The 25,133-nt window shown below is 66.4% G+C and carries 22 protein-coding genes and 1 pseudogene; 19 read left to right on the forward strand and 4 right to left on the reverse strand.

Annotation, left to right across the window (positions count from 1 at the left end):
- Positions 1-109: 109 nt before the first annotated feature.
- A complete protein-coding gene (locus tag PL79_RS07110) occupies positions 110-1,030 on the forward strand; it encodes a LysR family transcriptional regulator (protein ID WP_044848491.1) in 921 nt (306 codons plus the stop codon).
- Here PL79_RS07110 and PL79_RS36540 read toward each other — a convergent pair.
- A complete protein-coding gene (locus tag PL79_RS36540; RefSeq protein ID WP_235879215.1) occupies positions 1,006-1,383 on the reverse strand; it encodes a hypothetical protein in 378 nt (125 codons plus the stop codon). The genes PL79_RS07110 and PL79_RS36540 overlap by 25 nt on opposite strands.
- A gap of 81 nt (positions 1,384-1,464) precedes the next feature.
- On the opposite strand from PL79_RS36540, the gene PL79_RS07120 reads away from it, so the two are divergent.
- The 11 genes from PL79_RS07120 (at position 1,465) to PL79_RS07170 (ending at position 10,954) form a co-directional block, all read left to right on the forward strand.
- Positions 1,465-1,938 carry a hypothetical protein gene (locus PL79_RS07120; RefSeq protein WP_235879216.1) on the forward strand — a complete coding sequence of 158 codons (474 nt, stop codon included), beginning with the start codon at positions 1,465-1,467 and terminating at the stop codon, positions 1,936-1,938.
- Positions 1,889-2,467: an Lrp/AsnC family transcriptional regulator gene (locus tag PL79_RS07125; RefSeq protein WP_235879217.1), complete on the forward strand. Its 579-nt coding sequence runs from the start codon at positions 1,889-1,891 to the stop codon at positions 2,465-2,467. Before PL79_RS07120 ends, PL79_RS07125 begins: the two co-directional genes overlap by 50 nt.
- 150 nt (positions 2,468-2,617) lie before the next feature.
- Entirely contained in the window at positions 2,618-3,697 is a 1,080-nt protein-coding gene (locus PL79_RS07130) for a homoserine dehydrogenase (RefSeq protein ID WP_044848492.1), read from the forward strand.
- Positions 3,694-5,124 carry an aldehyde dehydrogenase family protein gene (locus PL79_RS07135; protein WP_044848453.1) on the forward strand — a complete coding sequence of 477 codons (1,431 nt, stop codon included), beginning with the start codon at positions 3,694-3,696 and terminating at the stop codon, positions 5,122-5,124. Before PL79_RS07130 ends, PL79_RS07135 begins: the two co-directional genes overlap by 4 nt.
- A gap of 80 nt (positions 5,125-5,204) precedes the next feature.
- Complete coding sequence (locus PL79_RS07140; protein WP_044848454.1) at positions 5,205-6,002, forward strand: ABC transporter ATP-binding protein; 798 nt, start codon at positions 5,205-5,207, stop codon at positions 6,000-6,002.
- Between the two features lie 31 nt (positions 6,003-6,033).
- Positions 6,034-6,813 (forward strand): transporter substrate-binding domain-containing protein, encoded by a 780-nt coding sequence (locus PL79_RS07145; protein WP_044848455.1) that lies wholly within the window; start codon positions 6,034-6,036, stop codon positions 6,811-6,813.
- Between the two features lie 72 nt (positions 6,814-6,885).
- A complete protein-coding gene (locus tag PL79_RS07150) occupies positions 6,886-7,563 on the forward strand; it encodes an ABC transporter permease (RefSeq protein ID WP_044848456.1) in 678 nt (225 codons plus the stop codon).
- Between the two features lie 13 nt (positions 7,564-7,576).
- Positions 7,577-8,272: an ABC transporter permease gene (locus PL79_RS07155; protein ID WP_082088735.1), complete on the forward strand. Its 696-nt coding sequence runs from the start codon at positions 7,577-7,579 to the stop codon at positions 8,270-8,272.
- A 44-nt stretch (positions 8,273-8,316) separates the two neighbouring features.
- Entirely contained in the window at positions 8,317-9,486 is a 1,170-nt protein-coding gene (locus PL79_RS07160; RefSeq protein WP_044848458.1) for a trans-sulfuration enzyme family protein, read from the forward strand.
- A 104-nt stretch (positions 9,487-9,590) separates the two neighbouring features.
- Positions 9,591-10,520 (forward strand): homocysteine S-methyltransferase family protein, encoded by a 930-nt coding sequence (locus tag PL79_RS07165; RefSeq protein ID WP_044848459.1) that lies wholly within the window; start codon positions 9,591-9,593, stop codon positions 10,518-10,520.
- Complete coding sequence (locus PL79_RS07170) at positions 10,517-10,954, forward strand: Lrp/AsnC family transcriptional regulator (protein WP_044848460.1); 438 nt, start codon at positions 10,517-10,519, stop codon at positions 10,952-10,954. Before PL79_RS07165 ends, PL79_RS07170 begins: the two co-directional genes overlap by 4 nt.
- A 129-nt stretch (positions 10,955-11,083) precedes the next feature.
- Here the strand turns inward: PL79_RS07170 and pntB are convergent, their stop codons facing one another.
- The 3 genes from pntB to PL79_RS07185 form a co-directional block, all read right to left on the reverse strand.
- On the reverse strand, positions 11,084-12,499 hold the full coding sequence (gene pntB / locus PL79_RS07175) for a Re/Si-specific NAD(P)(+) transhydrogenase subunit beta (RefSeq protein ID WP_044848461.1): 1,416 nt from the start codon (positions 12,497-12,499) through the stop codon (positions 11,084-11,086).
- 13 nt (positions 12,500-12,512) lie between these two features.
- Positions 12,513-14,117, reverse strand: a complete 1,605-nt coding sequence (locus PL79_RS07180; RefSeq protein ID WP_044848462.1) for a Re/Si-specific NAD(P)(+) transhydrogenase subunit alpha — start codon at positions 14,115-14,117, stop codon at positions 12,513-12,515.
- Between the two features lie 625 nt (positions 14,118-14,742).
- Complete coding sequence (locus tag PL79_RS07185; protein WP_044848463.1) at positions 14,743-15,333, reverse strand: dimethylsulfonioproprionate lyase family protein; 591 nt, start codon at positions 15,331-15,333, stop codon at positions 14,743-14,745.
- 468 nt (positions 15,334-15,801) lie between these two features.
- Here PL79_RS07185 and PL79_RS07190 point away from each other — a divergent pair, with 468 nt between their 5' ends.
- The 7 genes and pseudogenes from PL79_RS07190 (at position 15,802) to PL79_RS07220 (ending at position 25,127) form a co-directional block, all read left to right on the forward strand.
- A complete protein-coding gene (locus tag PL79_RS07190) occupies positions 15,802-17,592 on the forward strand; it encodes an acyl-CoA dehydrogenase (protein ID WP_044848464.1) in 1,791 nt (596 codons plus the stop codon).
- 34 nt (positions 17,593-17,626) lie between these two features.
- Positions 17,627-19,234 (forward strand): annotated as a pseudogene (locus tag PL79_RS07195) (electron transfer flavoprotein-ubiquinone oxidoreductase).
- A gap of 48 nt (positions 19,235-19,282) precedes the next feature.
- Complete coding sequence (gene bktB / locus PL79_RS07200) at positions 19,283-20,476, forward strand: beta-ketothiolase BktB (RefSeq protein WP_044848466.1); 1,194 nt, start codon at positions 19,283-19,285, stop codon at positions 20,474-20,476.
- Positions 20,477-20,514: 38 nt separating this feature from the next.
- Complete coding sequence (locus PL79_RS07205; RefSeq protein WP_044848467.1) at positions 20,515-21,369, forward strand: 3-hydroxybutyryl-CoA dehydrogenase; 855 nt, start codon at positions 20,515-20,517, stop codon at positions 21,367-21,369.
- 549 nt (positions 21,370-21,918) lie between these two features.
- Entirely contained in the window at positions 21,919-23,208 is a 1,290-nt protein-coding gene (locus PL79_RS07210; RefSeq protein ID WP_044848468.1) for a quaternary amine ABC transporter ATP-binding protein, read from the forward strand.
- Positions 23,205-24,092 carry an ABC transporter permease gene (locus tag PL79_RS07215; protein ID WP_044848469.1) on the forward strand — a complete coding sequence of 296 codons (888 nt, stop codon included), beginning with the start codon at positions 23,205-23,207 and terminating at the stop codon, positions 24,090-24,092. Before PL79_RS07210 ends, PL79_RS07215 begins: the two co-directional genes overlap by 4 nt.
- Before the next feature lie 153 nt (positions 24,093-24,245).
- Positions 24,246-25,127, forward strand: coding sequence for a glycine betaine ABC transporter substrate-binding protein (locus tag PL79_RS07220; protein WP_044848470.1), 882 nt, complete (start codon positions 24,246-24,248; stop codon positions 25,125-25,127).
- Positions 25,128-25,133: the final 6 nt, after the last annotated feature.

The following is a 25,133-nucleotide window of genomic DNA, read 5'->3' on the forward strand; positions in this document are numbered from 1 at the left end:
GTTGGCGCTTTGGCGCCTTACTCTGGTCCCATGCAAAGCTGACGTATGGCATCACGATAGGAGTCGCCGCTCATGCCGACAATGCAATGGATACAATGTCGTCATTGCCCTGGACAATAACGCCACGATGCCTGCCGACCTGCCCGACCTGAAGCTGCTTCAGCTTTTCGATCTCCTGTACGACGTGCGCAGCGTCACGCGCGTCGCCGAGCAACTGGGCCAGAGCCAGCCGACGGTCAGCATCTGGCTCGGGCACTTGAGGGAACACCTGCACGATCCGCTCTTCATCCGGACGCCCGGCGGCATGGCGCCGACCCCGCAGGCCGACGCGCTGATCGGGCCATGCCGGGAAATTCTCGAATCCCTGCGGCGCTTCACCGCATGGGAGATCGCGTTCGATCCGGCGACGGCCCAGCGACGCTTTCGCATCTGCATGACCGACGCGAGCCACATCACGCTGCTTCCGAGGCTGCTGGCCCATGTCCGGGCACAGGCGCCCGGCGTCCGGCTGGAAGCCGCGCGGATCGACGGCAATACGGAACGCGCGCTCGAATCCGGCGAAGCCGATCTCGCGATCGGCTATGTGCCGTGGCTGGGTGGCGGCATTTATCAGCAGAAGCTGTACGACCAGGACTGGGTATGCCTGGCCAACCGGCATCATCCGCGGATTCGCGGCCGCCTCGGGGCGAAGCAGTATCGTTCCGAAGGACATGTCGCCATTACCGCGGGAACCGGGGCGCAACTCCTCGAACAGGCGCTGCGGCAGGCGCGCATCGAGCGGGACGTCGTGCTGGAGTTGCCGGGTTTCCTGGGCTTGGGGGCGATCGTCCAGACGACCGACCTGATCACGACGCTACCGCGTCATATCGGCCAGACACTGGCCCAGGCGAGCGATCTGGCGGTTCATGCGTGTCCGATCCCGGTCGACGGGTTTGCGGTACGACAGCATTGGCATGCGCGATATCACCATGAGGCCGGCAACCGCTGGCTGCGCGGCGTCGTGATTCAACTGTTCGGTGCATCGCATTGACTTGCGGGTTCGGCGTTCGCGACGGCCGGCGGACCGGCCGGCGCTCGATTGGATGCGAAACGTCCGGCAAGCAGTGTTTTTCGACGTTTTACGTCGAGGTTCGGCGCGGTTGAGATTTTTTCAGTCGCATCGAGGCGATATGATTTCTCCAGCCCCAACACCGTCGGCCGATCCATGAAGCGCGCCAGCATCGCTGCGACGCGGCCCAGCAAGCACAAGAGAGTCGTATGCCGGACACGCCAATCGTCATCGTCGAACACGCCCGCAGGCGAACCGCTCAAGTCCGGGCCGGCGACGTCCCCGCCGCCTTGCAGGGCGGTCCCAAGTGGGTGTGCAGGATCGTCCCGGATCACGCACCGAGGTCCTGCGAAGGGCACCGATCCGCCGCAGGCACGGCTGAAACGCTCGGCCGACTGAAGCCTGCGAACGTCGCGTTGACGGACCCTGTCCCGAGCGCCGGCGGCTGGCTGGCGCGCTCGTCGACCGACGGAGCCGGCCGGTGTCGCGCGTATGCGCATCTCGGTGCGAACCGGATCCTCGAGATGGTCGGCATGCCGGGCGTCGGCCCGTGGCTCGACGAGCACGACACCTGGTGGCCCGGCGCGTACGAGTTGCCGCTGCTCGAACAGTTGTCCGCGAACGAGTCGCCTCTGCGCGACCTGCTGGGTGCGACAGCACCCGCCCATCTGCTGATGAGCCTGACCGAAGTCGACGGCACCGCACTCGTGACCGAATCGGACGATGGCATCGAGCGTCCGTTCCGAATTCCCGCGGGTGTGGATACGATCCATTTCGCGCCCGTACGTATCAGCGGGCCGGTGGCGCAGTGGCGCGAAACGCTCGTCACCGCGTTCGACCGTGTCCGGCATCTGGTCGGGCTCAGGTCGGCCCGCCCTTTCTATCTTTGACGCAAGCCCCCGTTCTCCGGCAGACCACGCGATGACCGACGCACTCGACTCCTTCGACCGCAAGATCCTGAATATCGTCCAGCGCGATTGCAGCGCGACCGCGGACGCCATTGCCGAACGGATCGGCCTGTCCACGTCGGCCGTGCAAAAGCGGCTGAAGCGCATGCGCACCGAAAAGATCATTTCGGCGGAAATCGCGGTGGTCGATCGTGCGGCGGTCGGCCGGCCGATGACGTTCATCGCCGCAATCGAGATCGAACGCGAAAACTACGAGACGGTCGCCAGGTTCCGCGAGTGGTCGAAGGCGCACGACGAGATCCAGCAGATCTACTACGTGACCGGCTCCGCCGACCTGATCGCGATCATCACCGCACGCGACGTCGAGGCGTACGACCGGCTGTCCGCGCGGATCATGCAGAGCAATCCGATGATCCGCCGGATCAACACGAATGTCGTGCTGAGTGCGGTCAAGGTCGGGCTGTTCGTGCCGGTCGACAAGGACGGCGACGACGAACCGCCGGCCGCCTGACGGACTGGTTTCGCGCGGGACGGGCGATCCGTCCGTCCCGCATGACGAATCGCAATGAGTGACGGCTTGAATCGGGCGAAACGCATAATTTGAAAATCGATTCGCATAACTAACCTGTGTCGTGTGGTCAATGAACAGGAGATGATCGAGATGGAACTCAAACTGGCACTGGTCGGTTTCGGCGGAGTCAATCAGGGACTGGTCGAACTGCTCAAGAAGAAGCGCGCGATGCTGGGTGCGGCGGGACTCGACGTATCGGTGACGATGGTCGCCGACCTGCGGCTCGGGATCGCGACGAATCCTCGCGGTATCGCGCTGGACGTGCTCGACGAAACCGCCCGGCGGGGCGTCGATGCCGAAGCGCTGCGTCGCGATCCCGGCACGCTGGTGTCGCCGGACGTCGGCCTCGGTGCGGTGCTGAAGGCCATCGCGTCGGAACACGTGGACGTCGTCATCGAGGCGACCTTCACCGATCCGACCACCGGTGAGCCCGCGCTGTCGCATTGCCGTACCGCGCTCGAATGCGGCAAGCACGTGATCACGACCAACAAGGGGCCGATCGCGCTCGCGCAGCCGGCACTGGCGCGGATTGCCGCGCAATCGGGTGCGTGTGTGATGTACGAGGGCACGGTGATGAGCGGCACGCCGGTGCTGCGGCAGCTCGCGACCTCGCTGCGCGGCTGCGACATCCGCGGCTTCGCCGGCATCCTGAACGGCACGTCGAACTACGTGCTCGGCGAGGTCGAGGCCGGCGCGAGCTTCGATGCGGCGATCCGCGATGCGCAGCAGCGCGGCTATGCGGAGGCGAACCCGGCGGCCGACGTCAACGGTTCGGACGTACAGCTGAAGGTCGTCATTCTGGCGAACGCACTGTGGAATGCCGGCCTCGAGCGCGCCGACGTGACGTGCCGCGGCATCGTGGAATTGACCGAGCAAGACGTGCGCGCGGCGGCGGCGGAGCGCATGTCCTGGCGGTTGATCGGCTCTGCCATCCGCCATCCGGACGGCACCGTTACCGCGAGCGTCGAGCCGCGCAAGCTGCCGGCCGGCCATCCGCTGCTGGCCGCGAGCGGCGTGACGAACGCGATCACGTTCGACACCGACGTGCTCGGTGGCGTGACGATCAGCGGGCCGGGTGCCGGGCGCGAGGAAACGGCGTTCGCGATCCTCTCCGACCTGATCGAACTGGCGGACCGGATTGGCGCGGCCTCGCACGAGGTGGCGGCATGAGCGCGCGCGATGCGGTGATGAGCGACTGCACGGGAGCCGGCGTGGCCGATGTGCGATCGCCGTATGACGGCTCGACCGTCGGCCAGGTTCGTCTGTCGCGAGCCGATGCGGCGCCGCTCCTCGTCGAGCGCGCGCTCGACGGCGCGCGCGCGGCCGCAACCATGTCGCGCAGCCAGCGGGCCGACCTCCTGTTTCGCGCAGCCTCGAGCGTGGAGGCACAAGCGGAGACATTCGCACGCACGATCGCGCTGGAGGCGGGCAAGCCGCTGCGGCAGGCCCGCAAGGAAGTCGCGCGCTGCGTAAACACGCTGCGCCTGTCGGGCGAGGAAGCGAAACGACTCAACGGCGAGACGATCCCGTTCGACGGGTATCCCGGCTCGGAGGATCGCAGCGGCTACTACACGCTGGAGCCGCTGGGCGTGATTCTCGCGATCACGCCCTTCAACGACCCGCTGAACCTCGTCGCACACAAGCTCGGGCCGGCGCTCGCGACCGGCAATGCGGTCATCCTGAAGCCCTCGTTGCTCGCGCCGCTGTCCGCACAGGCGCTCGTCGAGGTCCTGTGGGAAGCCGGTGCGCCGCGCGCCGCGCTGCAGATCGTGCACGGCGGCGCGGATCTCGCGTCCGCGCTGGTGCGCGACCGGCGGATCCGGATGGTGACCTTTACCGGTGGCCCGCAGACCGGCGAGGCCATCACGCGCGATGCGGGACTCAAGAAGATCGCGATGGACCTTGGCGGCAATGCGCCGGTGATCGTCATGGCCGACTGCGACCTGAAGGATGCCGCCGAATCGTGCGTGTCGGGCGCGTTCTGGGCGGCGGGGCAGAACTGCATCGGCACGCAGCGGATCTTCGTCGCCGAGGCCGCGTACGAGCCGTTCGTGCGGTATTTCGTCGAACTGACCGGCAGGATGGTCGTCGGCGATCCGCTGGACGATGCGACCGACATGGGGCCGATGATCGGCGAGGAGCAGGCGATCCGCATCGAGCAGTGGGTCGCCGAAGCCGTGTCGCGCGGTGCGACGGTGCTGACCGGCCATCGGCGACGCGGGGCGCTGTATGAACCGACGGTGCTCGCGGATGTGCCGCACGACGCGCGTGTCTGGACCGACGAGGTATTCGCGCCGGTCGTGACGATCGAGAAATTCACCGACCTGCAGCAGGCGCTCGACGCGGCCAACGCGTCGGAGAGCTGCCTGCATGCAGGCGTGTTCACCAACCGCCTGGAGGTGGCGCTCGGCGCGGCCGAGCGCCTGCAGGCGGGCGGCGTGATGATCAACGATTCGTCCGATTACCGCTTCGACGGCATGCCGTTCGGCGGATTCAAGCATGGGTCGCTAGGCCGCGAAGGCGTTCGGTTCGCGATGACGGACATGACGCAGCCGAAGGTGGTCTGCTTCAGGCGCAACCGGCGGCTGTCTAGCTGATGCGCAAGCGCGGGCCCCTCGCGGGCCGGCGCGGCGCGAACCGGAGCGTTGTGAGCAACGTATCGAGGAAGGAGTCGAGGATGCCAGCAGCAATTCCTGCATGCAAACCGGCGGCGGACGCGCTGGTGGTCGAGGATATTCACAAGTCGTTCGGCGGTGTCGAGGTGCTGAAGGGCATCTCGTTGACCGCGAAGAATCACGAGGTCGTGTCGATCCTCGGCAGCAGCGGGTCGGGGAAAAGTACCTTCCTCAGGTGCATCAACCTGCTGGAAATGCCCGACCGAGGCCGGATCTGCGTGAACGGCGAAACGCTCGCGCTGAAACAGGCGGGCCGCGACGGCGCGCTCGTTGCGGCCGACGCGCGGCAGGTGATGCGCGTGCGCCGCAGGCTCGCGATGGTGTTCCAGCAGTTCAATCTGTGGGCGCACATGACCGTGCTGCAGAACGTGATGTTCGTGCCGGTGCGCGTGCTCGGCGTGCCGAAGCGCGACGCCCGCGACAAGGCGATCGCGATGCTCGAACGGGTCGGGCTCGCCGGCAAGTGCGAACACTATCCGAACCAGCTGTCGGGCGGCCAGCAGCAGCGCGTCGCGATTGCGCGTGCGCTCGCGACCGACCCCGACGTGATGCTGTTCGACGAGCCGACGTCGGCGCTCGATCCGGAACTCGTCGGCGAAGTGTTGAAAGTGATGCGCTCGCTGGCCGACGAGGGACGCACGATGCTCGTCGTCACGCACGAGATGGGGTTCGCGCGCGAGGTCGCGAACCGCGTCGTGTTCGTCCACCAGGGACGAATCGAGGAAGACGGCAGTCCTGACGAAGTGTTCGCGAGCCAGAAATCGCCGCGGTTCCAGAAGTTTCTGTCCAGCATCATTTGATGCGGATTCAATGCCAACCGGAGAGGAAACCATGAAAAAGCTGCTTCAGTCGCTGTGCGTGGGCGCGGCATTGCTCGGATCGGTCGCGCAGGCCGAGCAGGTCGTGCGGGTCGGCACCCTCGCCGACTACGCGCCGTTCGAATACAAGGATGCCTCCGGCAAGCTGCAGGGCATGGAGATCGACATCGGCAAGAAGATGTGCGACACGATGAAGGTCAAGTGCCAGTGGGTGACGATGGATTTCGACGCGCTGATTCCGGCACTCAAGGCGAAGCAGATCGATGCGGTGCTCGCGCAAATGTCGAAGACGCCGGAGCGCGAGCAGTCGGTGGACTTCACGCGCATCGTCACGACGGCGCCCGTGCAGCTCGTCGCGAAGCAGGGCTCCGGCATCACGGAAAACGCCGCCACGCTGCGCGGCAAGACGATCGGCGTTCAGACGGCCTCGACGCACGAATCCTATCTGCGCCGCCGCCTGCCGGCGAGCAAGTCGGGGATCGACGTGAAGGTCTATCAGACGCTCGACGAGGCCTGGCTCGATCTCGAGGCCGGGCGCGTCGATGCGGTATTCGCCGACAACACGGTCGCGTACGACTGGCTGACGAAGGCCGGCAGGAAGGCAGGCTTCGGCTTCGTCGGCAAGCCGATCGCCGATGCGGAGATCTTCGGCGACGGTACGGCGATCGCGGTGCGCAAGGGCGACGCGCCGCTGAAGGCGCTGTTCGACAAGGGCATCGCGCAGGTGCAGGCGGACGGTACGTTCGCCGCGGCCAACAAGCGCTATTTCCCGTTCAGCATCGCGCCGCAATAACCGCGCAGCGGTCCCGCGCGGGCGCCGGACGGCGGCCCGCGCGGTCCCGGCCTTACACGGAGCGACATTACGATGGATATCCTGGTGAACTACGGCGCGCAGATCGCGGCTGGTGCGCTCGTCACGCTGGAGCTGGCGGTCGCCGCGCTGTGCGTCGGCATGCTGCTCGGCATCGCCGGTGCGTCGGCAAAACTGTCGAGCCTCGGGTGGCTCAGGCATGCGACCTATGCGCTGACCAATTTCCTGCGCGGCATTCCCGAGTTCCTGATCCTGTTGATCTGCTACTTCGGGCTGTCGCATTTTCTCAACGCGCAATTCGATGGCGCCGTTGTCATCAGCCCGTTCTCCGCCGGCGTGATCGCGCTCGCCGTGGTGTTCGGCGCGTACTCGTCGGAGATGTTCCGCGGCGCGTTCAGCGCGGTGCCGGCCGGCCAGATCGAGGCCGCGCGCGCGTACGGGATGACACGCCTGCAGACGCTGTGGTACGTGCGGCTGCCGCAGGCGTGGCGCATCTGCCTGCCGAGCCTGAACAACATGTGGCAGAACCTGCTGAAGGACACCTCGCTGGTGTCGATCGTCGGGCTCGAGGACATGTTGCGCAAGGCCAACATCGCCGCGCAGTTCACCAAGCAGCCATTCGTCTTCTACGTGGCGGTCGGAGTCGTCTATTTCGGCTTTCTCGCCGCATCAAACCCCGTGTTCGCGTGGCTCGAGCGCAGCGCGGGCCGCGGTTACGCAGCACGCACCTGAGGAGGGCCATCTGATGAACGACTTTGTTTCCCTCATCGCGCAGTCCGGCCCGGACGTCGCGCGCGGCATCTGGATCACGCTCGAGCTGCTGGTGCTGTCGTGCACCCTGGCGTTCGCGCTCGCGGTGCCGCTGGCGGTCGCGCGCACGTCGGCGTGCCGCTGGCTGTCGACGCCGAGCCGGCTGTTCATGTCGGTGTTTCGCGGCACGCCGCTGCTGGTGCAGATTTTCGTGCTGTATTACGGGCTCGCGCAGTTCTCGCTCGTGCGTGCATCGCCTCTGTGGCTGCTGGTCGGCGGATCGTTCTCGTGTGCGTTGTGCGCGCTGACGCTCAATCTCGCGGCCTACATGGCCGAAGACATCCGCGGCGGGATCGCAGGCGTTCCCACCGGCGAGAAGGAGGCCGCGCTCGCGTTCGGGATGAGCCGCTTCATGCTCACCTGGTTCGTGATCGTGCCGCGCGCGATCGGCATCGTCGCGCCGACGCTCGGCAACGAGATCGTGCTGCAGCTGAAATCGACCGCGCTTGCCAGCACGATTACCGTGCTCGACCTCACCGGTGTCGCGCGACGCATCTCCATCGAAACCTATACGACCGACGCGCTGATGCTGGCCGGCATCGTGTACGTCGGTATCACTGCGGTACTTTCGACCGTGCTCAAACGTGTCGAAGGTCTGCTGAATCGCCATCTGGGCAGCGTGCGTGTCTGACGGGCGCCGCATGAACGCGACACAACGAACGATCCGAGGACGACATGGGATACAAGCTTGAAACGCTGGCGCTCGCCGCGGACCGCGACGTGACCGACGAGAAGTCGGTCGCGCCGGCGATCCACTATTCGGCGGTGTTCAAGGCAGCCGGCAGCGAGGAATTCGCGGAGATGTCGAGCGTGCCGCAGCATCCGCGCAACTACACGCGCTACGGCAATCCGGTTCACGAGCGCGTGAAGGCGGTCATGGCGGAGCTCGAGGGCACCGAGACCGCGCTCGTCACGGCATCCGGCATGGGCGCGATCGCGACCGCGATCCTCAGTGTCGTGAAGGCCGGCGATCACGTCGTCGGCCAGACGCGTCATTACATGAGCACCACGAAGCTGCTCGACGACATGCTGCGCCGGTTCGGCGTCGAGGTGACGTTCGTCGACCAGACCGACGTGGTCGCGTTCGATCGCGCGATCCGGCCGAACACACGGCTGATCGTGCTCGAGTCGCCGGTCAACCCGCTGCTGCTCGTGACCGACATCGCCGCGGTGACCGAGATCGCCAGAGCCCGCGGCATCCTCACGCTCGCGGACAACACGTTCGCGTCGCCGATCAACCAGCAGCCGCACCGGCTCGGTGTCGACATCGTCGTGCACAGCGCGACCAAGTATCTGGGCGGCCATCACGACCTGACGGGCGGCGTGATCTGCACGAGCCGCGTGCTCGCCGAGCAGATCTGGCATACGCACATCACGCTCGGGTCGGTGCTGTCGCCGATGGACGCGTGGCTGCTGCTGCGCGGGCTGCGCACGCTGCCGATGCGCGTCGAGCGGATCAATGCGAACGCTCAGGCGCTCGCCGAATTCCTCGAGGCGCACGCGAAGATCGAGCGTGTGTTCTATCCGGGCCTGCGCAGCCATCCGCAGCATGGGCTCGCGTGCCGGCAGATGCGCGGTTTCGGCGGCGTGGTCGCGTTCGGCGTGCGGGGAAGCTACGGCGAAGCGCAGCGCTTCGTCGAGGCGCTGCGCCTGCCGCTGAATGCAGGCAATCTCGGCGGCGTCGATTCGCTCGCGATCCATACGGCATCGATGTGGGCGGGCACGATGTCGGCGGAGCAGATGCGCGCTGCCGACATTCCGCTCAATTTCATCCGCTATTCGGTCGGCATCGAGCACATCGACGACCTGAAAAGCGATATCGCGCAAGCATTGGAGCAGATCTGACACGGACCCGCGCGCACGCTCGGTCGACGCCCCACGCGCGTCGCACCGACCTTTGAATCGATGCGGGCACGAGCTGCGCGGATTGCAACGACGGAGCACGGACTATGCAAGACATCACAGTACTCGACGGCGGCATGGGGCGCGAACTGGCGCGGATGGGGGCGCCGTTCAGGCAGCCGGAATGGTCGGCACTCGCGCTGATGGAAGCGCCGCATTACGTCAGCCTTGCGCACGACGCGTTCATCGCGGCAGGCGCCGACGTGATCACCGCGAACAGCTATGCGGTCGTGCCGTTCCATATCGGCGAAGCGCGGTTCCGTCGCGACGGTGTCGCGCTCGCGGCACTTGCCGGGCAACTCGCGCGGCAAGCGGCGGACCGCGCAGCGCGGCCCGTGCGCGTCGCGGGATCGCTTCCGCCGACCGGCGGTTCCTACCGACCCGACCTGTTCGACGCGGCGCGCGCGGATGCGATCCTGGCGACGCTCGTCGACGGGCTCGATCCCTACGTCGACCTGTGGCTGGCCGAGACGCAGAGCCTGACCGACGAGATCGGCGCGGTCCGGCGTGCGCTCGGTGCGAATCCGAAGCCGCTCTGGGTCTCGTTCACGCTGCGTGACGACGTCGACGCAGGCGCCACGCCGGTACTGCGATCGGGACAGACGCTCGACGAAGCGATCGACGCCGCCGTGTCCGCGCGCGCGACCGCGCTGCTGTTCAACTGCAGCCAGCCGGAGGTGATGGGTGCGGCGATCGAGACGGTGCAGCGCACGCTCGCGAACACCGGAACGTCGCTCGCGATCGGCGCCTATGCGAACGCGTTTCCGCCTCAGCGCGCCGATGCGCGCGCGAACGAGGAACTCGACGGCCTGCGCGGCGACGTCGATCCGCCCGGCTATGCAAGATGGGCGGAGCAGTGGCTTGGCCTGGGCGCGCGGATCGTCGGCGGGTGTTGCGGCATCGGCCCCGGCCACATCGCGGCATTGCGCAACGCGGTCGATGCGCGCGGCGCCGCGCACACCGGGTTCAGCCAATGAAGATCGACGGCCTGGACCAGAAGATCATCGACGCATTGTGTGCCGATGCGCGGATACCGCTCGCGGTATTGGCCGACCGGATCGGTCTGTCCAGGCAGGCGGTCCGCAACCGGATCGACCGGCTCGAAGCGCTGAACATCATCGCAGGCTATACGGTGCGGCTCGCATTGCCCGACGATGTCGTGCCGGTGCGCGCCGTGATGCTCGTGTATCGCCGGGACCGGATGCGCGGCGCGGACGTGCTCGCCGCGCTCGAGCGGATCGCCGAGGTGCGCGATTGCGCGGTCCTCAGCGGCGAGGTCGATTTGCTGGTGCAGATCGAGGCGGCCACGCACGAGCGCATCAGCGACATCTGGGCAACGATCAGCGCGCTGGACGGCGTGCAAAACATGACGACCAGTTTCGTGCTCGACTCCGTCGTTCACAAGCGCTGACCAAACCGGCGCAACGGGAAAAGGGCAGGCGGGGGAGGCTGCGCGTCGTCCGGTTCGGCGTCCGCGACGGCGTATCGAAGCCACGCGGCGCTGGAGCGGCTTGCTGCCGCTCCGCGCGCGTGGCCGTACTCAGGCTTTCAGTGCGCCGAAGATTTCATTGAGCATCGACTTCGCATCGCCGAACAACATGCGGTTGTTGTCCTTGTAGAACAGCGGATTGTCGACGCCCGCATAGCCGGACGCCATGCTGCGCTTCATCACGATCGACGTCTTCGCCTTCCACACTTCCAGCACCGGCATGCCGGCGATCGGGCTCGACGGGTCGTCCTGCGCGGCCGGGTTCACGATGTCGTTCGCGCCGATCACCATCGACACGTCGGCTTCGGGGAAGTCGCCGTTGATCTCGTCCATCTCCAGCACGATGTCGTACGGCACCTTCGCTTCGGCCAGCAGCACGTTCATGTGGCCCGGCATGCGGCCCGCGACCGGGTGGATCGCGAAACGCACGTCGACGCCCTTCTCGCGCAGCAGCTTCGTCAGCTCGAACACCGTGTGCTGGGCCTGCGCCACGGCCATCCCGTAGCCGGGCACGATGATCACGCGCTTCGCTTCGCGCAGCAGCTCGGCCGTCTCCACTGCGCTCACCGCGACCGCTTCGCCGGCCGGCTGCGCGGCGCCGCCGCCGGCTGCCGCCGGTGCGCCCGCGCCGCTGCCGAAGCCGCCCGCGATCACGCTGATGAAGTTGCGGTTCATCGCGCGGCACATGATGTACGACAGGATCGCACCCGACGAGCCGACCAGCGCGCCGATCACGATCAGCAGGTCGTTGCCGAGCATGAAGCCGGTGGCGGCTGCCGCCCACCCCGAGTAGCTGTTGAGCATCGACACCACGACCGGCATGTCCGCGCCGCCGATCGCCATCACCATGTGCACGCCGAACAGCAGCGAGATCACGGTCATCACGACGAGCGGCAGCATGCCGTCCTGGATCGTTTCCGCATGCAGGAACGCGCGGCCGTAGTCGATCACGATCAGCAGCGCGGCCAGGTTCAGCCAGTGCCGTGCCGGCAGCAGCAGCGGCTTGCCGCCGATCTTGCCCGACAGCTTGCCGAACGCGATGATCGAGCCCGCGAAGGTGACGGCACCGATCAGGATGCCGACATAAATTTCCACTTCGTGGATCGCCTTCTCGGCGCCGGTGAACTGCAGCGACGTGTCGATGTAGCTCGCGAAGCCGACGAGGCAGGCCGCGAGACCGACCAGGCTGTGCATCAGCGCGACCAGTTCCGGCATCTGCGTCATCTGCACCTTCTTCGCCGCGTACAGGCCGACCGCGCCGCCGACGACGAGCGCGGCGATCACGTACGGAATGCCCGCGGCCGACACGCGCGGCCCGGCCACGGTGGCCAGCACGGCGATCAGCATGCCGATCATGCCGAGCAGGTTGCCGCGGCGCGCGGTTTCGGGGTTCGCGAGGCCGCCGAGGCTCAGGATGAACAGGATCGCGGCGCCGATATAGGAGACGGTGGTCAGGTTGGAAGTCATTATTGTCGTCCCCTTATTTGCGGAACATCGCCAGCATGCGGCGCGTGACCGCGAAGCCGCCGAACATGTTGACGGCCGTGAGCGTGAGCGCGCCGACCGCGAGACCGAGGATCAGCCCGGACGGACGATCGCCGGCGTTGGCCAGCTCACCGAGGGGCGGTGCGACCTGCACGAGCGCGCCGATCGCGATGATCGACGAGATCGCGTTGGTCACGCTCATCAGCGGCGTGTGCAGCGACGGCGTGACGTTCCAGATCACCATGTAGCCGACGAAGCACGCGAGCACGAACACCGTGAAGTGCGACAGGAAGCTCGCCGGCGCGAACTGGCCGACCAGCAGGAACGCCAGCGCGCCGATCGCGAACACGATCGCGAGCGCCTTGGCTGACATCGGCTCGCCGCTGTGGCCATGACCTTTCGACTTCGCCGGCGCCGCGACTGCCGCGGGTGCGGCCGCTGCAGGCTTGGGCGCGACGGCCGCCTGCTTGATCGGCGGCGGCGGCCACGTGACGTTGCCTTCCTTGATGACGGTGAGGCCGCGGATCGCGTCGTCGTCGAAGTCGACGTTGATCGTGCCGTCCTTGGCCTTGCACAGCTCCTCGATCACGCGCAGCAGGTTGGTCGCATAGAGCGTCGACGACTGCCGCGACAGGCGCGACGCGAGATCGGTATAGCCGACGATGGTCACGCCGTGGCGCACCACGGCTTCGCCGGGCACCGTGAGTTCGCAGTTGCCGCCCTGTTCGGCGGCCATGTCGACGATCACGCTGCCGGGCTTCATCGACTGCACCATCTCGGCGGTGATGAGCTTCGGCGCCGGCTTGCCGGGGATCAGCGCGGTCGTGATGATGATGTCGGCGTCCCTGGCCTGCTGCGCATACATCGCGCGCTGCGCCTGCTGGAAGCCCTCGCTCATCACCTTCGCATAGCCGCCGCCGCCCGAGCCTTCCTCTTCGTAGTCGACCTTGACGAACTCGCCGCCCAGCGACTTGACCTGATCGGCCACTTCCGCACGCGTGTCGTTCGCGCGCACGATCGCACCGAGGCTCGCGGCCGTGCCGATCGCGGCCAGACCGGCCACACCGGCGCCGGCGATGAACACCTTCGCCGGCGGGATCTTGCCGGCCGCCGTGACCTGGCCGTTCAGGAAGCGGCCGAACGCATGCGCGGCCTCGATCACCGCGCGATAGCCGCTGATGCCGGCCATCGACGTGAGCGCGTCCATCTTCTGCGCGCGCGACAGCGTGCGCGGCAGCGAGTCGATCGCCAGCACGGTGGCGCGCTTCGCGGCCAGCTGCTGCATCAGCTCGGGATTCTGCGCGGGCCACACGAAGCCGATTAGCGTGCCGCCTTCGCGCATCAGCGCGACTTCGTCCGCGCTCGGCGGGCGCACCTTGAACACGATGTCGCTGCCGGACCAGAGCTCGGCCGCCGTGGCGGCGATGCTCGCGCCGGCCGCGCGATACGTGTCGTCGTCAAAGTTCGCGCCGGCACCGGCGCCGCTTTGGACGGCCACCGAAAACCCCAGCTTGATCAGTTTCTCGACCACCTCGGGAACGGTCGCAACGCGCCGTTCGCCGGTGGCTGTCTCCAGAGGAACCCCAATCTGTAATGTCATAGTGTGAAAGATGGGTGATGGCCATCGCGAAGCGCTCGGGCCGGTGCGTCAAGGTAACAGAATCATGTGCGTATTTAGTGGCTCGCGCGAGGGTTCGCATTAAAAATGGAACGACCGTTCGCTGGGCGCGAATAGAGTATGCCCGATAACAAAGGCGCCATCGAGGACACAAAATCGTCGAACGCGTCTTCTGCCGTGCTGTTGCGTTTTATCCACGCGCGGGCGATATCGCGTCGACCGAATGGAGGTTGACGATGCGGTCGGACCGCGATTTCCGCCGTGCGGTGCGGCTGCGTGAGCCGGCCGTCGCGCTGTGGGCTGCACGGGCTTCCCATGACCGGCGTCCTTCGCCGGTTCCCATGGCCGGCTTCCGGTCGATGATCTCGCCGCTCGTTGCCCGGTCGGCTCGCCTTCCTTCGGATGATTTCGTCGGCGTACACGGAAGCCGGAGATTCGGGCAGAGGTCGAATCGTTCCGCTTACACGCATGCCGGCATGATCGGGCCGATCGCGAAACGCCTGGGTACCGTTCAACAGCGGTTTGAAGCAATCCGGACCGACCGGTAGGTCAATGGCCGGGCGCTCACCGCAGGCGGACCCGTCAGCGCATCGCGACGATCGTCGGATCAATTCAGCAGGCACCATATCGCGAGGAACGGCGTATCGCCGGCGCGCATCGCATGCAGCGCGCCGGGCGGGTTGTGGATGCCGCCACCGATACCGGGATCGAACCATTCGCCGTTCTGCTGCCGGAATTCACCGGCGGTCAACAGCACGTACGCTTCCTCCGGCGCGTGACCATGATCCGGATATCTGACGCCGGGCATCATCAGCGAGAAGCCGAGCTGAATGTCGTCGCGGCTCTCCGCGCCGCCGGGCCCGCAGATCATCGCGTTCGCGTGCCCGTCGATGTAGTTGGGGCTGCCGTCCTTGCCCGACGTGCGACGCGACCATCCGACCACGGGTTCGAGCGACCTGATCAGCCGTGCAACCGTGGCGAACGTCGGGCTGACGTGCGCAACCGACTCGAGCGCCGGGGCGAGCCATGCGCTGGCGGGGTAGCGCTCCGCGAGCCGCGTTCCGTTGTCCGACGGCGTCTGCAGCCGCGCGAATACTTTCGGCGCGAATGCGCGCGCGGCGGGGGGAAGCCGGTCCGACTGGAACAGTTCGCCGGCGATCCGGACGAAATCCGCGATGTGCTTCGGGCGTTCACTCATGCTGGTCTGTGCTCCGGTGCTCGCTGGCTTGATGAGACGAAAGTCTATGCAGAAACGTGCCGGCCCGGGCAGCGAAAAAGGGCGGCCGATTTGGCGCCGGCCGCCATGTGCTCGGCGCGGTTGCCGTCGCACGCGCTCAGGCCGGCATCCTTCGGCGATGTCCATGATCGTCTCCCGGTTTTCGGCTTCGCCGGTCGTTCGAGCCGCCGCCCGGCCCGTCCGGCCGGCACGCCGATTGCGCATCGTTTATGCTGGAAACGGCACCCGAACCGCCCCGCCCGGACGCCCGTTTCCGCCATCGCCCCGCGCATCGTGTGGCCGGTTTTGTCACCATGTGGGCCGGATATGACAATGGAAAACCGCCGGCGCGGCATTACGATGGGCCACGACGTCGCCTGGCGCTGGCCGGTTTTGCCGCAGCCGCCCGGGCCGCGCGCCTCATTCACCGCCTGATTTGGAACATCGACCATGAGCTATAACGCCCCTGTCAAGGACATGCTGTTCGTGCTGAAGGAACTCGCGGGCATCGACACCGTTGCGCAGTTGCCGGGTTTCGAGGACGCCGGCTATGACACGGCGCAGGCCGTGCTCGACGAATCCGCGAAATTCTGCGACGAGGTGCTGGCGCCGCTGAACGTCGAGGGCGACCGCAACCCGAGCAGCTGGAAGGATGGCGTCGTGACCGCGACGCCGGGCTTCGGCGCCGCATTCCGCCAGTTCGTCGAAGGCGGCTGGCAAGGTCTGCAGCATCCGGCCGAATACGACGGCCAGGGGCTGCCGAAGCTGATCGCGACGCCGTGCATCGAGATGCTGAACGCGGCGAACCTGTCGTTCGCGCTGTGCCCGCTGCTCACCGACGGCGCGATCGAGGCGCTGCTGACGGCCGGCACCGACGAACAGAAGCAGCGCTACGTGCCGAAGCTGATCTCGGGTGAATGGACCGGCACGATGAACCTGACCGAGCCGCAGGCCGGTTCGGACCTGGCGCTGGTGCGCTCGCGCGCCGAGCCGCAGGGCGACGGCACGTACAAGGTGTTCGGCACCAAGATCTTCATCACGTGGGGCGAGCACGACATGGCGGACAACATCGTCCACCTGGTGCTCGCGCGCACGCCGAACGCGCCGGAAGGCGTGAAGGGCATTTCGCTGTTCATCGTGCCGAAGTTCCTGGTCAACGACGACGGCTCGCTCGGCGCGCGCAACGACGTGCACTGCGTGTCGATCGAGCACAAGCTCGGCATCAAGGCGAGCCCGACCGCGGTGCTGCAGTACGGCGACAACGGCGGTGCGATCGGCTACCTCGTCGGCGAGGAGAATCGCGGCCTCGAATACATGTTCATCATGATGAACGCGGCGCGTTTCGGCGTCGGGATGCAGGGGATCGGCGTGGCCGACCGTGCCTACCGGAAGGCCGCGGAATTCGCGAAGGAGCGCGTGCAGAGCCGCCCGGTGGACGGGTCGGCCAAGCAGTCGGTGACGATCATCCATCACCCGGACGTGCGCCGCATGCTCGGCACGATGCGCGCGCTGACCGAGGGCGCGCGGGCGCTCGCGTACGTCGCAGCCGCGCACAGCGACATTGCCCACCGCCATTCGGACGAGGCGACGCGCACGCGTCATCAGGCAATCTACGAATATCTGGTGCCGGTCGTGAAGGGCTGGAGCACGGAGATGGTGAACGACGTGGCGAGCCTCGGCGTGCAGGTGCACGGCGGGATGGGCTTCATCGAGGAAACCGGCGCCGCACAGTACTACCGCGACGCGCGGATCCTGGCGATCTACGAAGGCACGACCGCCATCCAGGCGAACGACCTGGTCGGCCGCAAGACGATGCGCGACGGCGGCGCGGTGGCGAAGGCGCTGATCGCGGAGATCGGCGACACCGTCGCGGCGCTCGGCAAGGTCGACGGCGCGGCGGCCGCGTCGATGAAGGCGCAGCTGGAGAAGGGTGCGCGCGCGCTGTCGACGGTGGTGGACTACGTGGTCGCGAACGTGAAGCAGGACCCGAACGCGGTGTTCGCGGGCAGCGTGCCGTACCTGAAGCTGGCGGGCGTCGTGCTGTGCGGATGGCAGATGGCGCGTGCGCTGCTGGCGGCGCACGCGAACCGTGCGAGCGACACGGCGTTCTTCGACGCGAAGATCGCGATCGCACAATGCTATGCGGAACACGTCCTCGTGCAGGCAGGCGGGCTCGAAGCGTCGATCGTCGGCGCGAAGGGCAACGAGAGCGTGCTCGCGTTGACGGAAGACCAGTTCTGACCGTAACGGTCGGGGCGCAGGAGGAGACAGGATTTTGACCACACAGGACTTGCTCGCGCAATACGGCCCCGCGCGAATCGGATGGAATACGACGTCGTGATCGTCGGCGGGCGGCCGGCCGGGCTGGTCGGCCGCGATTCCGGCTCAAGCAGCTGGCCGCCGAGAAAGGCACCGAGATCGGCGTTGTGCGTGCTCGAGAAGGGTTCCGGATCGGCGCGCAACATCCTGTCGGGCCGCGGTGGATGGACCCGCGCGCGGATCACCGAGCTGTTTCCCGACTGGGAAGGAACAGGGTGCGCCGTTGAACGTCGGAGGTGACCGAAGATCGCTTCCTGTTCCTGTCCGAGAGCAGCGCGGTCACCACGCCCAACTGGGCGCTGCCCGACAACTTCAAGAACCACGGCAACTACGTGATTTCGCTGGGCAATGTGACCCGTTGGCTTGGCCAGCAGGCGGAAGCCCTGGGCGTCGAGATCTTCCCGGGCTTCCCGGCCGCGGAGATTCTCTACAACGACGACGGTTCCGTGAAGGGCGTCGCACCGCAAATGGGCGTGGGCAAGGACGGCGAGCCGACCGGAGAACTTCCAGCTCGGCATGGAACTGCACGCGAAGTACACGCTGTTCGCAAGGTGCCGTCATCTGGCCAACTGATCTCGAGTCAGCCGACGCGAAACGCCGATGCAGGCGTAGATGCATCAAGGAATGTGGGAAATCGACCGCGAACACAAGCGGTGGTGAAACGGCGGCTGCCGCTGAAGTCGGATACGTACGGCGGCTGTTCTGTTCACATGGACAAACCAGGTGGTCGTCGGCTTGTCGCACTCGGCTACACGAACCCGTATCTGTGCCGTTCGAGAATTCCAGCGCTACAAACCACCCGTGATCGCGCGTTCCCGAAGGGCGCAGCGTGTGTACCCTGGCGTCACGCCGGCGGCCTGCTGTCGCTGCCGAAACGGTTCCGCGGCGCGCTGATTGGCGACGACGCGGGCTTCCTGAACGCATCGCGGATCAAGGGCGGCCCACGCGGCGATCAAGACCGGCATGCTGGGGGCGGACGCCGCGTTCGACGCGCTGCAGGCTGGCCGCCAGAGCGACGACTCCACGCGTATCCGGACGCCTTCAAGCAATCGTGGCTGTACAGGAGCTGACCGCGCGCGCAACTCAAGCAGTGGATGCGAAGGTCTCTACCTCGGCACGCGATGTCGGGCTGGAACAGAAGGTGATGGGCGGCAACGTGCCGTGGACACTGCACCACAAGCATGCGGACCACGAGATGCTGAAGCCGGCATCGCAGTGCACGCCGATCGAGTATCCGAAGCCGGACGGCAAGCTGACGTTCGACCGATTGTCGTCGGTGTTCATCTCGAATACGAACCACGAGGAACACCAGCCGGCGCACCTGACGCTGAAGGACGCGAACGTGCCGGTGAACGTGAACCTGCGCACGTATGCGGGCCCGGAAGCGCGCTTCTGTCCGGCCGGCGTCTACGAGTTCGTCAAGAACGACAGCAACGAAGATCGCTTGCAGATCAACGCGCAGAACTGCGTGCACTGCAAGACCTGCGACATCAAGGACCCGACGCAGAACATCGTGTGGGTCACGCCGGAAGGCGGCGGCGGGCCGAATTACCCGAACATGTAACGCAACGCATCCCCGCGCCCGCGGGCGCGAACGAACCGGAGTGAGACGATGAGCAATGCAGCGAAGGAAGTCGTGGTGGTGAGCGGTGTCCGTACCGCGATCGGCGATTTCGGCGGGAGCCTGAAGGATTTCTCGCCGACCGATCTCGGTGCGAAGGTCGTGAGCGAAGTGCTGTCGCGCGCGAACGTGCCGGGCGATGCGGTCGGGCATGTCGTGTTCGGCCACGTCGTGAACACCGAGCCGAAGGACATGTATCTCGCGCGCGTCGCGGCGATCAACGGCGGCGTCGCGCAGCACACGCCGGCGCTCACCGTGAACCGCCTGTGCGGCTCCGGCCTGCAGGCGATCGTGTCGGCCGCGCAGACGATCATGCTCGGCGACGCCGACGTCGCGATCGGCGGCGGCTCGGAGAACATGAGCCGCGCGCCGTACACGGTGCCGGCCGCGCGCTTCGGCCAGCGCATGGGCGACGCAAAGCTCGTCGACATGATGCTCGGCGCGCTGCATGACCCGTTCCAGACGATCCACATGGGCGTGACCGCAGAGAACGTCGCCAAAAAGTACGGCATTTCGCGTGATGCGCAGGATGCGCTCGCGCTCGAATCGCATCGTCGCGCGGCGCGCGCGATCGCCGAAGGCCGCTTCAAGGACCAGATCCTGCCGATCTCGATCCGCACGAAGAAGGGCGAGGTCGCGTTCGACACCGACGAGCACGTGCGTCACGACGCTGGCCCGGACGACTTCACGAAGCTGAAGCCGGTGTTCGTGAAGGAGGACGGCACGGTGACGGCCGGCAACGCGTCGGGGATCAACGATGCGGCCGCCGCGGTGCTGATGATGAGCGCGGATGCCGCGCGCGCGCAGGGCGTGAAGCCGCTCGCGCGTCTCGTCGCGTACGCGCACGCGGGCGTCGATCCGGCGTACATGGGCATCGGCCCGGTGCCGGCCACGCAGAAGGCGCTCGAGCGCGCGGGCCTGAAGATCACCGATCTCGACGTGATCGAGGCGAACGAGGCGTTCGCCGCGCAGGCGTGCGCGGTCACGCAGGAGCTCGGCCTCGATCCGGCCAAGGTCAACCCGAACGGCTCGGGCATTTCGCTCGGTCACCCGATCGGCGCGACCGGCGCATTGATCACGGTCAAGGCGCTGTACGAGCTGAAGCGCATCGGCGGGCGTTACGCGCTCGTGACGATGTGTATCGGCGGCGGCCAGGGGATTGCGGCGATCTTCGAGAACATCTGATAATCGACCGCTCAGCACCCGAATACACAGGAATCGTCATGGCAATCGAAACCGTCGGCGTCGTGGGCGCCGGAACCATGGGCAACGGCATTGCGCAAACCGCGGCCGTTGCAGGACTCAACGTCGTGATGATCGACGTCAGCGACGCGGCGCTCGGCAAGGGCGTCGCCGCGCTGAAGGGCAGCCTCGAGCGGCTCGTGTCGAAGGACAAGCTCGACGCCGGCGCACGCGACGCCGCGCTCGCGCGCATCACGACGTCGACCGACTACGCGAAGCTCGCCGCGGTCGACATCGTGATCGAAGCCGCGACCGAGAACGTCGAGCTGAAGAGCCGCATCCTGAAGCAGATCGAGTCGGTCGCGCGGCCCGACGCGATCATCGCGACCAACACGTCGTCGATCTCGATCACGTCGCTCGCGGCGCTGCTCGCCGATCCGTCGCGCTTCGTCGGCATGCACTTCTTCAACCCGGTGCCGCTGATGCCGCTCGTCGAGATCATCCGCGGGCTGCAGACGAGCGACGCGACCGCGTCGGCGGTGCGCGCGCTGACCGAGCGTTTCGACAAGTCGCCGATCGGCGTGCGCAACGCGCCGGGCTTCGTCGTGAACCGGATCCTCGTGCCGATGATCAACGAAGCGTTCTTCGTGCTGGCCGAGGGCATCGCGTCGGCCGAGGAGATCGACGCGGGGATGAAGCTCGGCGCGAACCATCCGATCGGGCCGCTCGCGCTGGCCGACCTCGTCGGGCTCGACGTGTGTCTCGCGGTGATGGACGTGTTCCTGAAGGACTTCGGCGACACGAAGTACCGTGCGTGCCCGCTGCTGCGCGAGATGGTGTCGGCAGGGCGGCTGGGGCGCAAGACGGGGCGGGGGGTGTACGACTACAGCAAGTAAGCGGCGCATCAGTGCCTCTTCGCGCGGCCGCCTTCGGGCGGCCGCTTGCTTTGCGCGACGCGCTTACGCGTCGAGCGCCGCGAGGTCCCGCGGCAAGGGACGCTTGAACATCGCGAGCATCTGCCGGGCCGCCCTGCCGAGAGCCGGCCCGACGGCCATGTGCGCCGTCGAATGCGCGTCTTCCTGGTAGTTTCCCTTAAGTCCCCTCGTCGGGATTTTCCCCTAGCGCACCCCTGCGCACGCCACGCACGCCGCCTCGGCGCAATTCTCGTCCAATCCCGCACAGCCGCACCGGCACTGGTTTTCACGTCATTCGCACGGTTTCGGGGCAGTCATGCCTTTTTGCCCGCATTCGATGCATTACCAAAGGTATGGAAAAGCGCACAGAAAATGTATCTGGAGCGACGAAATTGGATTGATACGCTGCAGTCACTGAATCAGCGCCGTCAACCACGCGAGCGCGGCATCGAGCCCTGGCAGCAAGCCGGCAATCGATGGCGACACGTGCGGAGTTCGCGGTTTCCGTTACCAGTTAGTCGGGATGACAGAATGGCCCCAAATCTGACGTTTGCACCGGGCGACGTACTTCCCCCCGGAGCAATCTCCACCGACGGTGCGCCGTCGATCGCCCGGTCGAGCATCGCGACCGGAACCGACATCCTGACCGTCAAGCACCTGTCGAAGATCTTCGGTCCGAAGCCCGAGCGTGCGATCGAGCTGATGAAGCGCGGCGTCGGGCGCAACGAGATCTTCGCCGAAACCGGCAACATGGTGGCGGTCGACGACGTGAGCCTGAGCGTGCGGGCCGGCGAGATCTTCGTGATCATGGGGCTGTCGGGCTCGGGTAAATCGACGCTGGTACGTCTGCTCAACCGGCTGATCGAGCCGACGTCCGGGCAGGTCGTGCTCGAAGGCCGCGACATCGCGCCGATGTCGACGCCGGAATTGCGCGACGTTCGACGCCGGAAGATGGCGATGGTGTTCCAGTCGTTCGCGCTGCTGCCGAACCGGACCGTGCTCGACAACATCGCGTACGGGCTCGAGGTCGCGGGGATCAAGAAAGCGCAGCGCTACGAGGTCGCGCGTGCCGCGCTGGAGCGCGTCGGGCTCGGGTCGTACGAGAAGCTGCTGCCGAGCGAGTTGTCCGGCGGCATGCAGCAGCGCGTGGGCCTTGCCCGCGCACTCGCGGTGAACCCGTCGGTCCTGCTGATGGACGAGGCTTTCTCCGCACTTGATCCGCTGATCCGCTTCGAAATGCAGAACGAGCTGCTGCGCCTACAGAAGGAAGAGCAGCGCACGATCGTGTTCATCTCCCACGATATCGAGGAAGCGGTGAAGATCGGCGGCCGCATCGGCATCATGAAGGACGGCTGCCTGATCCAGGTCGGCACGCCGGCCGAACTGATCCAGACACCGGCGGATGCCTACGTGCAGGACTTCTTCCGCAATGTCGACGTATCGCGCTTCCTGAAGGCGTCGAGCCTGCTGACGAAGATCGAGCGCGGGCTGATTCAGTGCGACGCGGGCACGTCGTCCGACCGCTACCTGAACCGGTTGATCGACAGCGGCGCGGAATGCGGCTACGTGTGCGACGAGGCCGGCCATTACCTCGGCTGCGTGACGGCCGCCACACTGCACCGGTCCGGTGTCCGGCCGATTCGCGAGGCATTCCTGCCCGACTTCCATGCGGTGTCGATCGATACGGATCTGCATCGGCTCGCGTCGATCGCGCTGACCCGGCAGCACGACGTGCCGGTGACGGACGCGGCGGGACAACTGGCGGGCGTCGTGTCCTGCCGGACGATACTCAAGCAGATGATGCAACGGAGGGCAGCATGAACGCGTCGGTGATCGGGAAGTTCGCGGAAGACTTCGTCAACTTTCTGTTTCTGCATTTCCGCGGTGGTTTCGACACGTTTTCGGCGGGGCTCGGCGCGGTCGTGAAGCTGCTCGAAGACGGTCTCGCCGCCGTGCCGTTCATCGCGATGGTCGTGATCATGGTGGGGCTCGCGCTGTGGCGCCGCGGCATCGTGTTCTCGATCTTCGTCGGCCTCGCGCTGCTCGTCATCCATTACATGGGCTTGTGGGCACAGACGGTATCGACGCTCGCGCTCGTTACCGCGGCGACCTTCTTCAGCCTCGTGATCGGCGTCCCGCTGGGGATCTGGGGCGCGCGCAACAACCGGATCGGCATGATCCTGCGCTCGCTGCTCGACTTCATGCAGACGATGCCCGCGTTCGTGTACCTGATCCCGGCCGTGATCCTGTTCGGGCTCGGACGCGTGCCGGCGGTGATCGCGACGATCGTGTTCGCGATGCCGCCCGTCGTGCGGCTGACGACGCTCGGCATCCGGCAGGTCCGCGAGGAACTGATCGAGGCAGGGCGCTCGTTCGGCAGCACCGACTGGCAGCTGCTGTGGAAGATCCAGTTGCCGAACGCGCTGCCGTCGATCATGGCCGGCGTGAACCAGACGATCATGATGGCGCTGTCGATGGTGGTGGTTGCGTCGATGATCGGCGCGGGCGGCCTCGGCGAATACGTGCTGAGCGGCATTCAGCGTCTCGACATCGGGATCGGTTTCGAAGGCGGGCTGGGCGTCGTGCTGCTCGCGATCGTACTGGATCGCCTGACGGAAAGCTTCGGCGTGAAGGCGAAGAAGAAGGCGAAGAAGCCGATCGTGCGCGCCGGCAAGGTCGGCCCGCGTGGCGCGGCACGCACCTGACGAACAGGGCGGTCGAAGGCATTTGAAGGACGATGAAGCGTCGCGGCCACGGTGCCGCGGCGGAACCGGTGTAGCAGTGCGTGGAGACCGGAAACGCCGATCGAAGGCGTTCCTCACCCTTGAAAGACTCGCGTGATTAAAAAGGAGTACTAGATGAATACCCATACGTTCAAGTCGCTTCTGGCGAAACTTGCGGTATCGACGGTGGTGGCCTGCAGTGCAGGTGTGGGCGCGGCATCGGCGGCCGAGCCGGTCAAGATCGCGGTGACCAACTGGGCGGACGTGCTCGCGGTGGCGAACGTCGCGAAGTACGTGCTCGAGACGCAACTCAAGCAACCGGTGCAGTTCGTCCAGGCCGACATCGGCATCCAGTACCAGGGTGTCGCGCGTGGCGATCTCGACATCATGGTCGGGGGCTGGCTGCCGGTCACGCACGGGACCTACTACGCGAAGTACAAGAACGACCTGGACGACGTCGGCATCATCTACACCGGCGGCAAGAACGGCTGGGCGGTGCCAACCTACATTCCGGAATCGGAGCTGTCGTCGATCGCCGACCTGAACAAGGCGGAAGTCAAGAGCAAGCTGAACGGCACGATCCAGGGCATCGAGCCGGGCGGCGGCCTGATGCAGGCATCCGAGAAGACCATCAAGGCGTACAACCTGGACGGCTACAACCTCCAGGCGTCGAGCGAGGCCGGCATGCTGGCGAGCGTGTCGCGTGCGTACCAGTCGAAGCAGTGGATCGTCGCAACGGTCTGGAGCCCGCACTGGCTGTTCCAGAAGTGGCAGATGCGTTACCTGAAGGATCCGAAGGGCACGCTGGGCGGCGAAGAGCAGATTCATGCGTTCGCGTCGAAGAAGTTCGCGGGCAAGTTCCCGCGCGCCGACGTGTTCTTCAAGCACCTGAAGCTGACGCTGGCCGATGTCGAGGCGATCGAGTTCGAGGGGAACAGCACGAACGACTACGCGAGCGCCGCGAAGAAGTTCGTCGATGCACACCCAGAGAAGCTCAAGGCCTGGCTGCAGCAGTAAAGCCGC

The organism is Burkholderia sp. USMB20, assembly GCF_000949135.2.
In the GTDB taxonomy this organism is placed as follows: domain Bacteria; phylum Pseudomonadota; class Gammaproteobacteria; order Burkholderiales; family Burkholderiaceae; genus Burkholderia.

What these genes read in the sequence shown, in the direction of transcription:
- PL79_RS07190 (WP_044848464.1), top strand. Translation starts at nt 15,802, where the DNA reads ATGAGCTATAACGCCCCTGTCAAGGACATGCTGTTCGTGCTGAAGGAA.
- PL79_RS07145 (WP_044848455.1), top strand. Translation starts at nt 6,034, where the DNA reads ATGAAAAAGCTGCTTCAGTCGCTGTGCGTGGGCGCGGCATTGCTCGGA.
- PL79_RS07205 (WP_044848467.1), top strand. Translation starts at nt 20,515, where the DNA reads ATGGCAATCGAAACCGTCGGCGTCGTGGGCGCCGGAACCATGGGCAAC.
- PL79_RS07140 (WP_044848454.1), top strand. Translation starts at nt 5,205, where the DNA reads ATGCCAGCAGCAATTCCTGCATGCAAACCGGCGGCGGACGCGCTGGTG.
- PL79_RS07135 (WP_044848453.1), top strand. Translation starts at nt 3,694, where the DNA reads ATGAGCGCGCGCGATGCGGTGATGAGCGACTGCACGGGAGCCGGCGTG.
- PL79_RS07160 (WP_044848458.1), top strand. Translation starts at nt 8,317, where the DNA reads ATGGGATACAAGCTTGAAACGCTGGCGCTCGCCGCGGACCGCGACGTG.
- PL79_RS07165 (WP_044848459.1), top strand. Translation starts at nt 9,591, where the DNA reads ATGCAAGACATCACAGTACTCGACGGCGGCATGGGGCGCGAACTGGCG.
- PL79_RS07220 (WP_044848470.1), top strand. Translation starts at nt 24,246, where the DNA reads ATGAATACCCATACGTTCAAGTCGCTTCTGGCGAAACTTGCGGTATCG.
- PL79_RS07185 (WP_044848463.1), bottom strand. Translation starts at nt 15,333, where the DNA reads ATGAGTGAACGCCCGAAGCACATCGCGGATTTCGTCCGGATCGCCGGC.
- pntB (WP_044848461.1), bottom strand. Translation starts at nt 12,499, where the DNA reads ATGACTTCCAACCTGACCACCGTCTCCTATATCGGCGCCGCGATCCTG.
- PL79_RS07155 (WP_082088735.1), top strand. Translation starts at nt 7,577, where the DNA reads ATGAACGACTTTGTTTCCCTCATCGCGCAGTCCGGCCCGGACGTCGCG.
- bktB (WP_044848466.1), top strand. Translation starts at nt 19,283, where the DNA reads ATGAGCAATGCAGCGAAGGAAGTCGTGGTGGTGAGCGGTGTCCGTACC.
- PL79_RS07180 (WP_044848462.1), bottom strand. Translation starts at nt 14,117, where the DNA reads ATGACATTACAGATTGGGGTTCCTCTGGAGACAGCCACCGGCGAACGG.
- PL79_RS07170 (WP_044848460.1), top strand. Translation starts at nt 10,517, where the DNA reads ATGAAGATCGACGGCCTGGACCAGAAGATCATCGACGCATTGTGTGCC.
- PL79_RS07130 (WP_044848492.1), top strand. Translation starts at nt 2,618, where the DNA reads ATGGAACTCAAACTGGCACTGGTCGGTTTCGGCGGAGTCAATCAGGGA.
- PL79_RS07210 (WP_044848468.1), top strand. Translation starts at nt 21,919, where the DNA reads ATGGCCCCAAATCTGACGTTTGCACCGGGCGACGTACTTCCCCCCGGA.
- PL79_RS07150 (WP_044848456.1), top strand. Translation starts at nt 6,886, where the DNA reads ATGGATATCCTGGTGAACTACGGCGCGCAGATCGCGGCTGGTGCGCTC.
- PL79_RS07215 (WP_044848469.1), top strand. Translation starts at nt 23,205, where the DNA reads ATGAACGCGTCGGTGATCGGGAAGTTCGCGGAAGACTTCGTCAACTTT.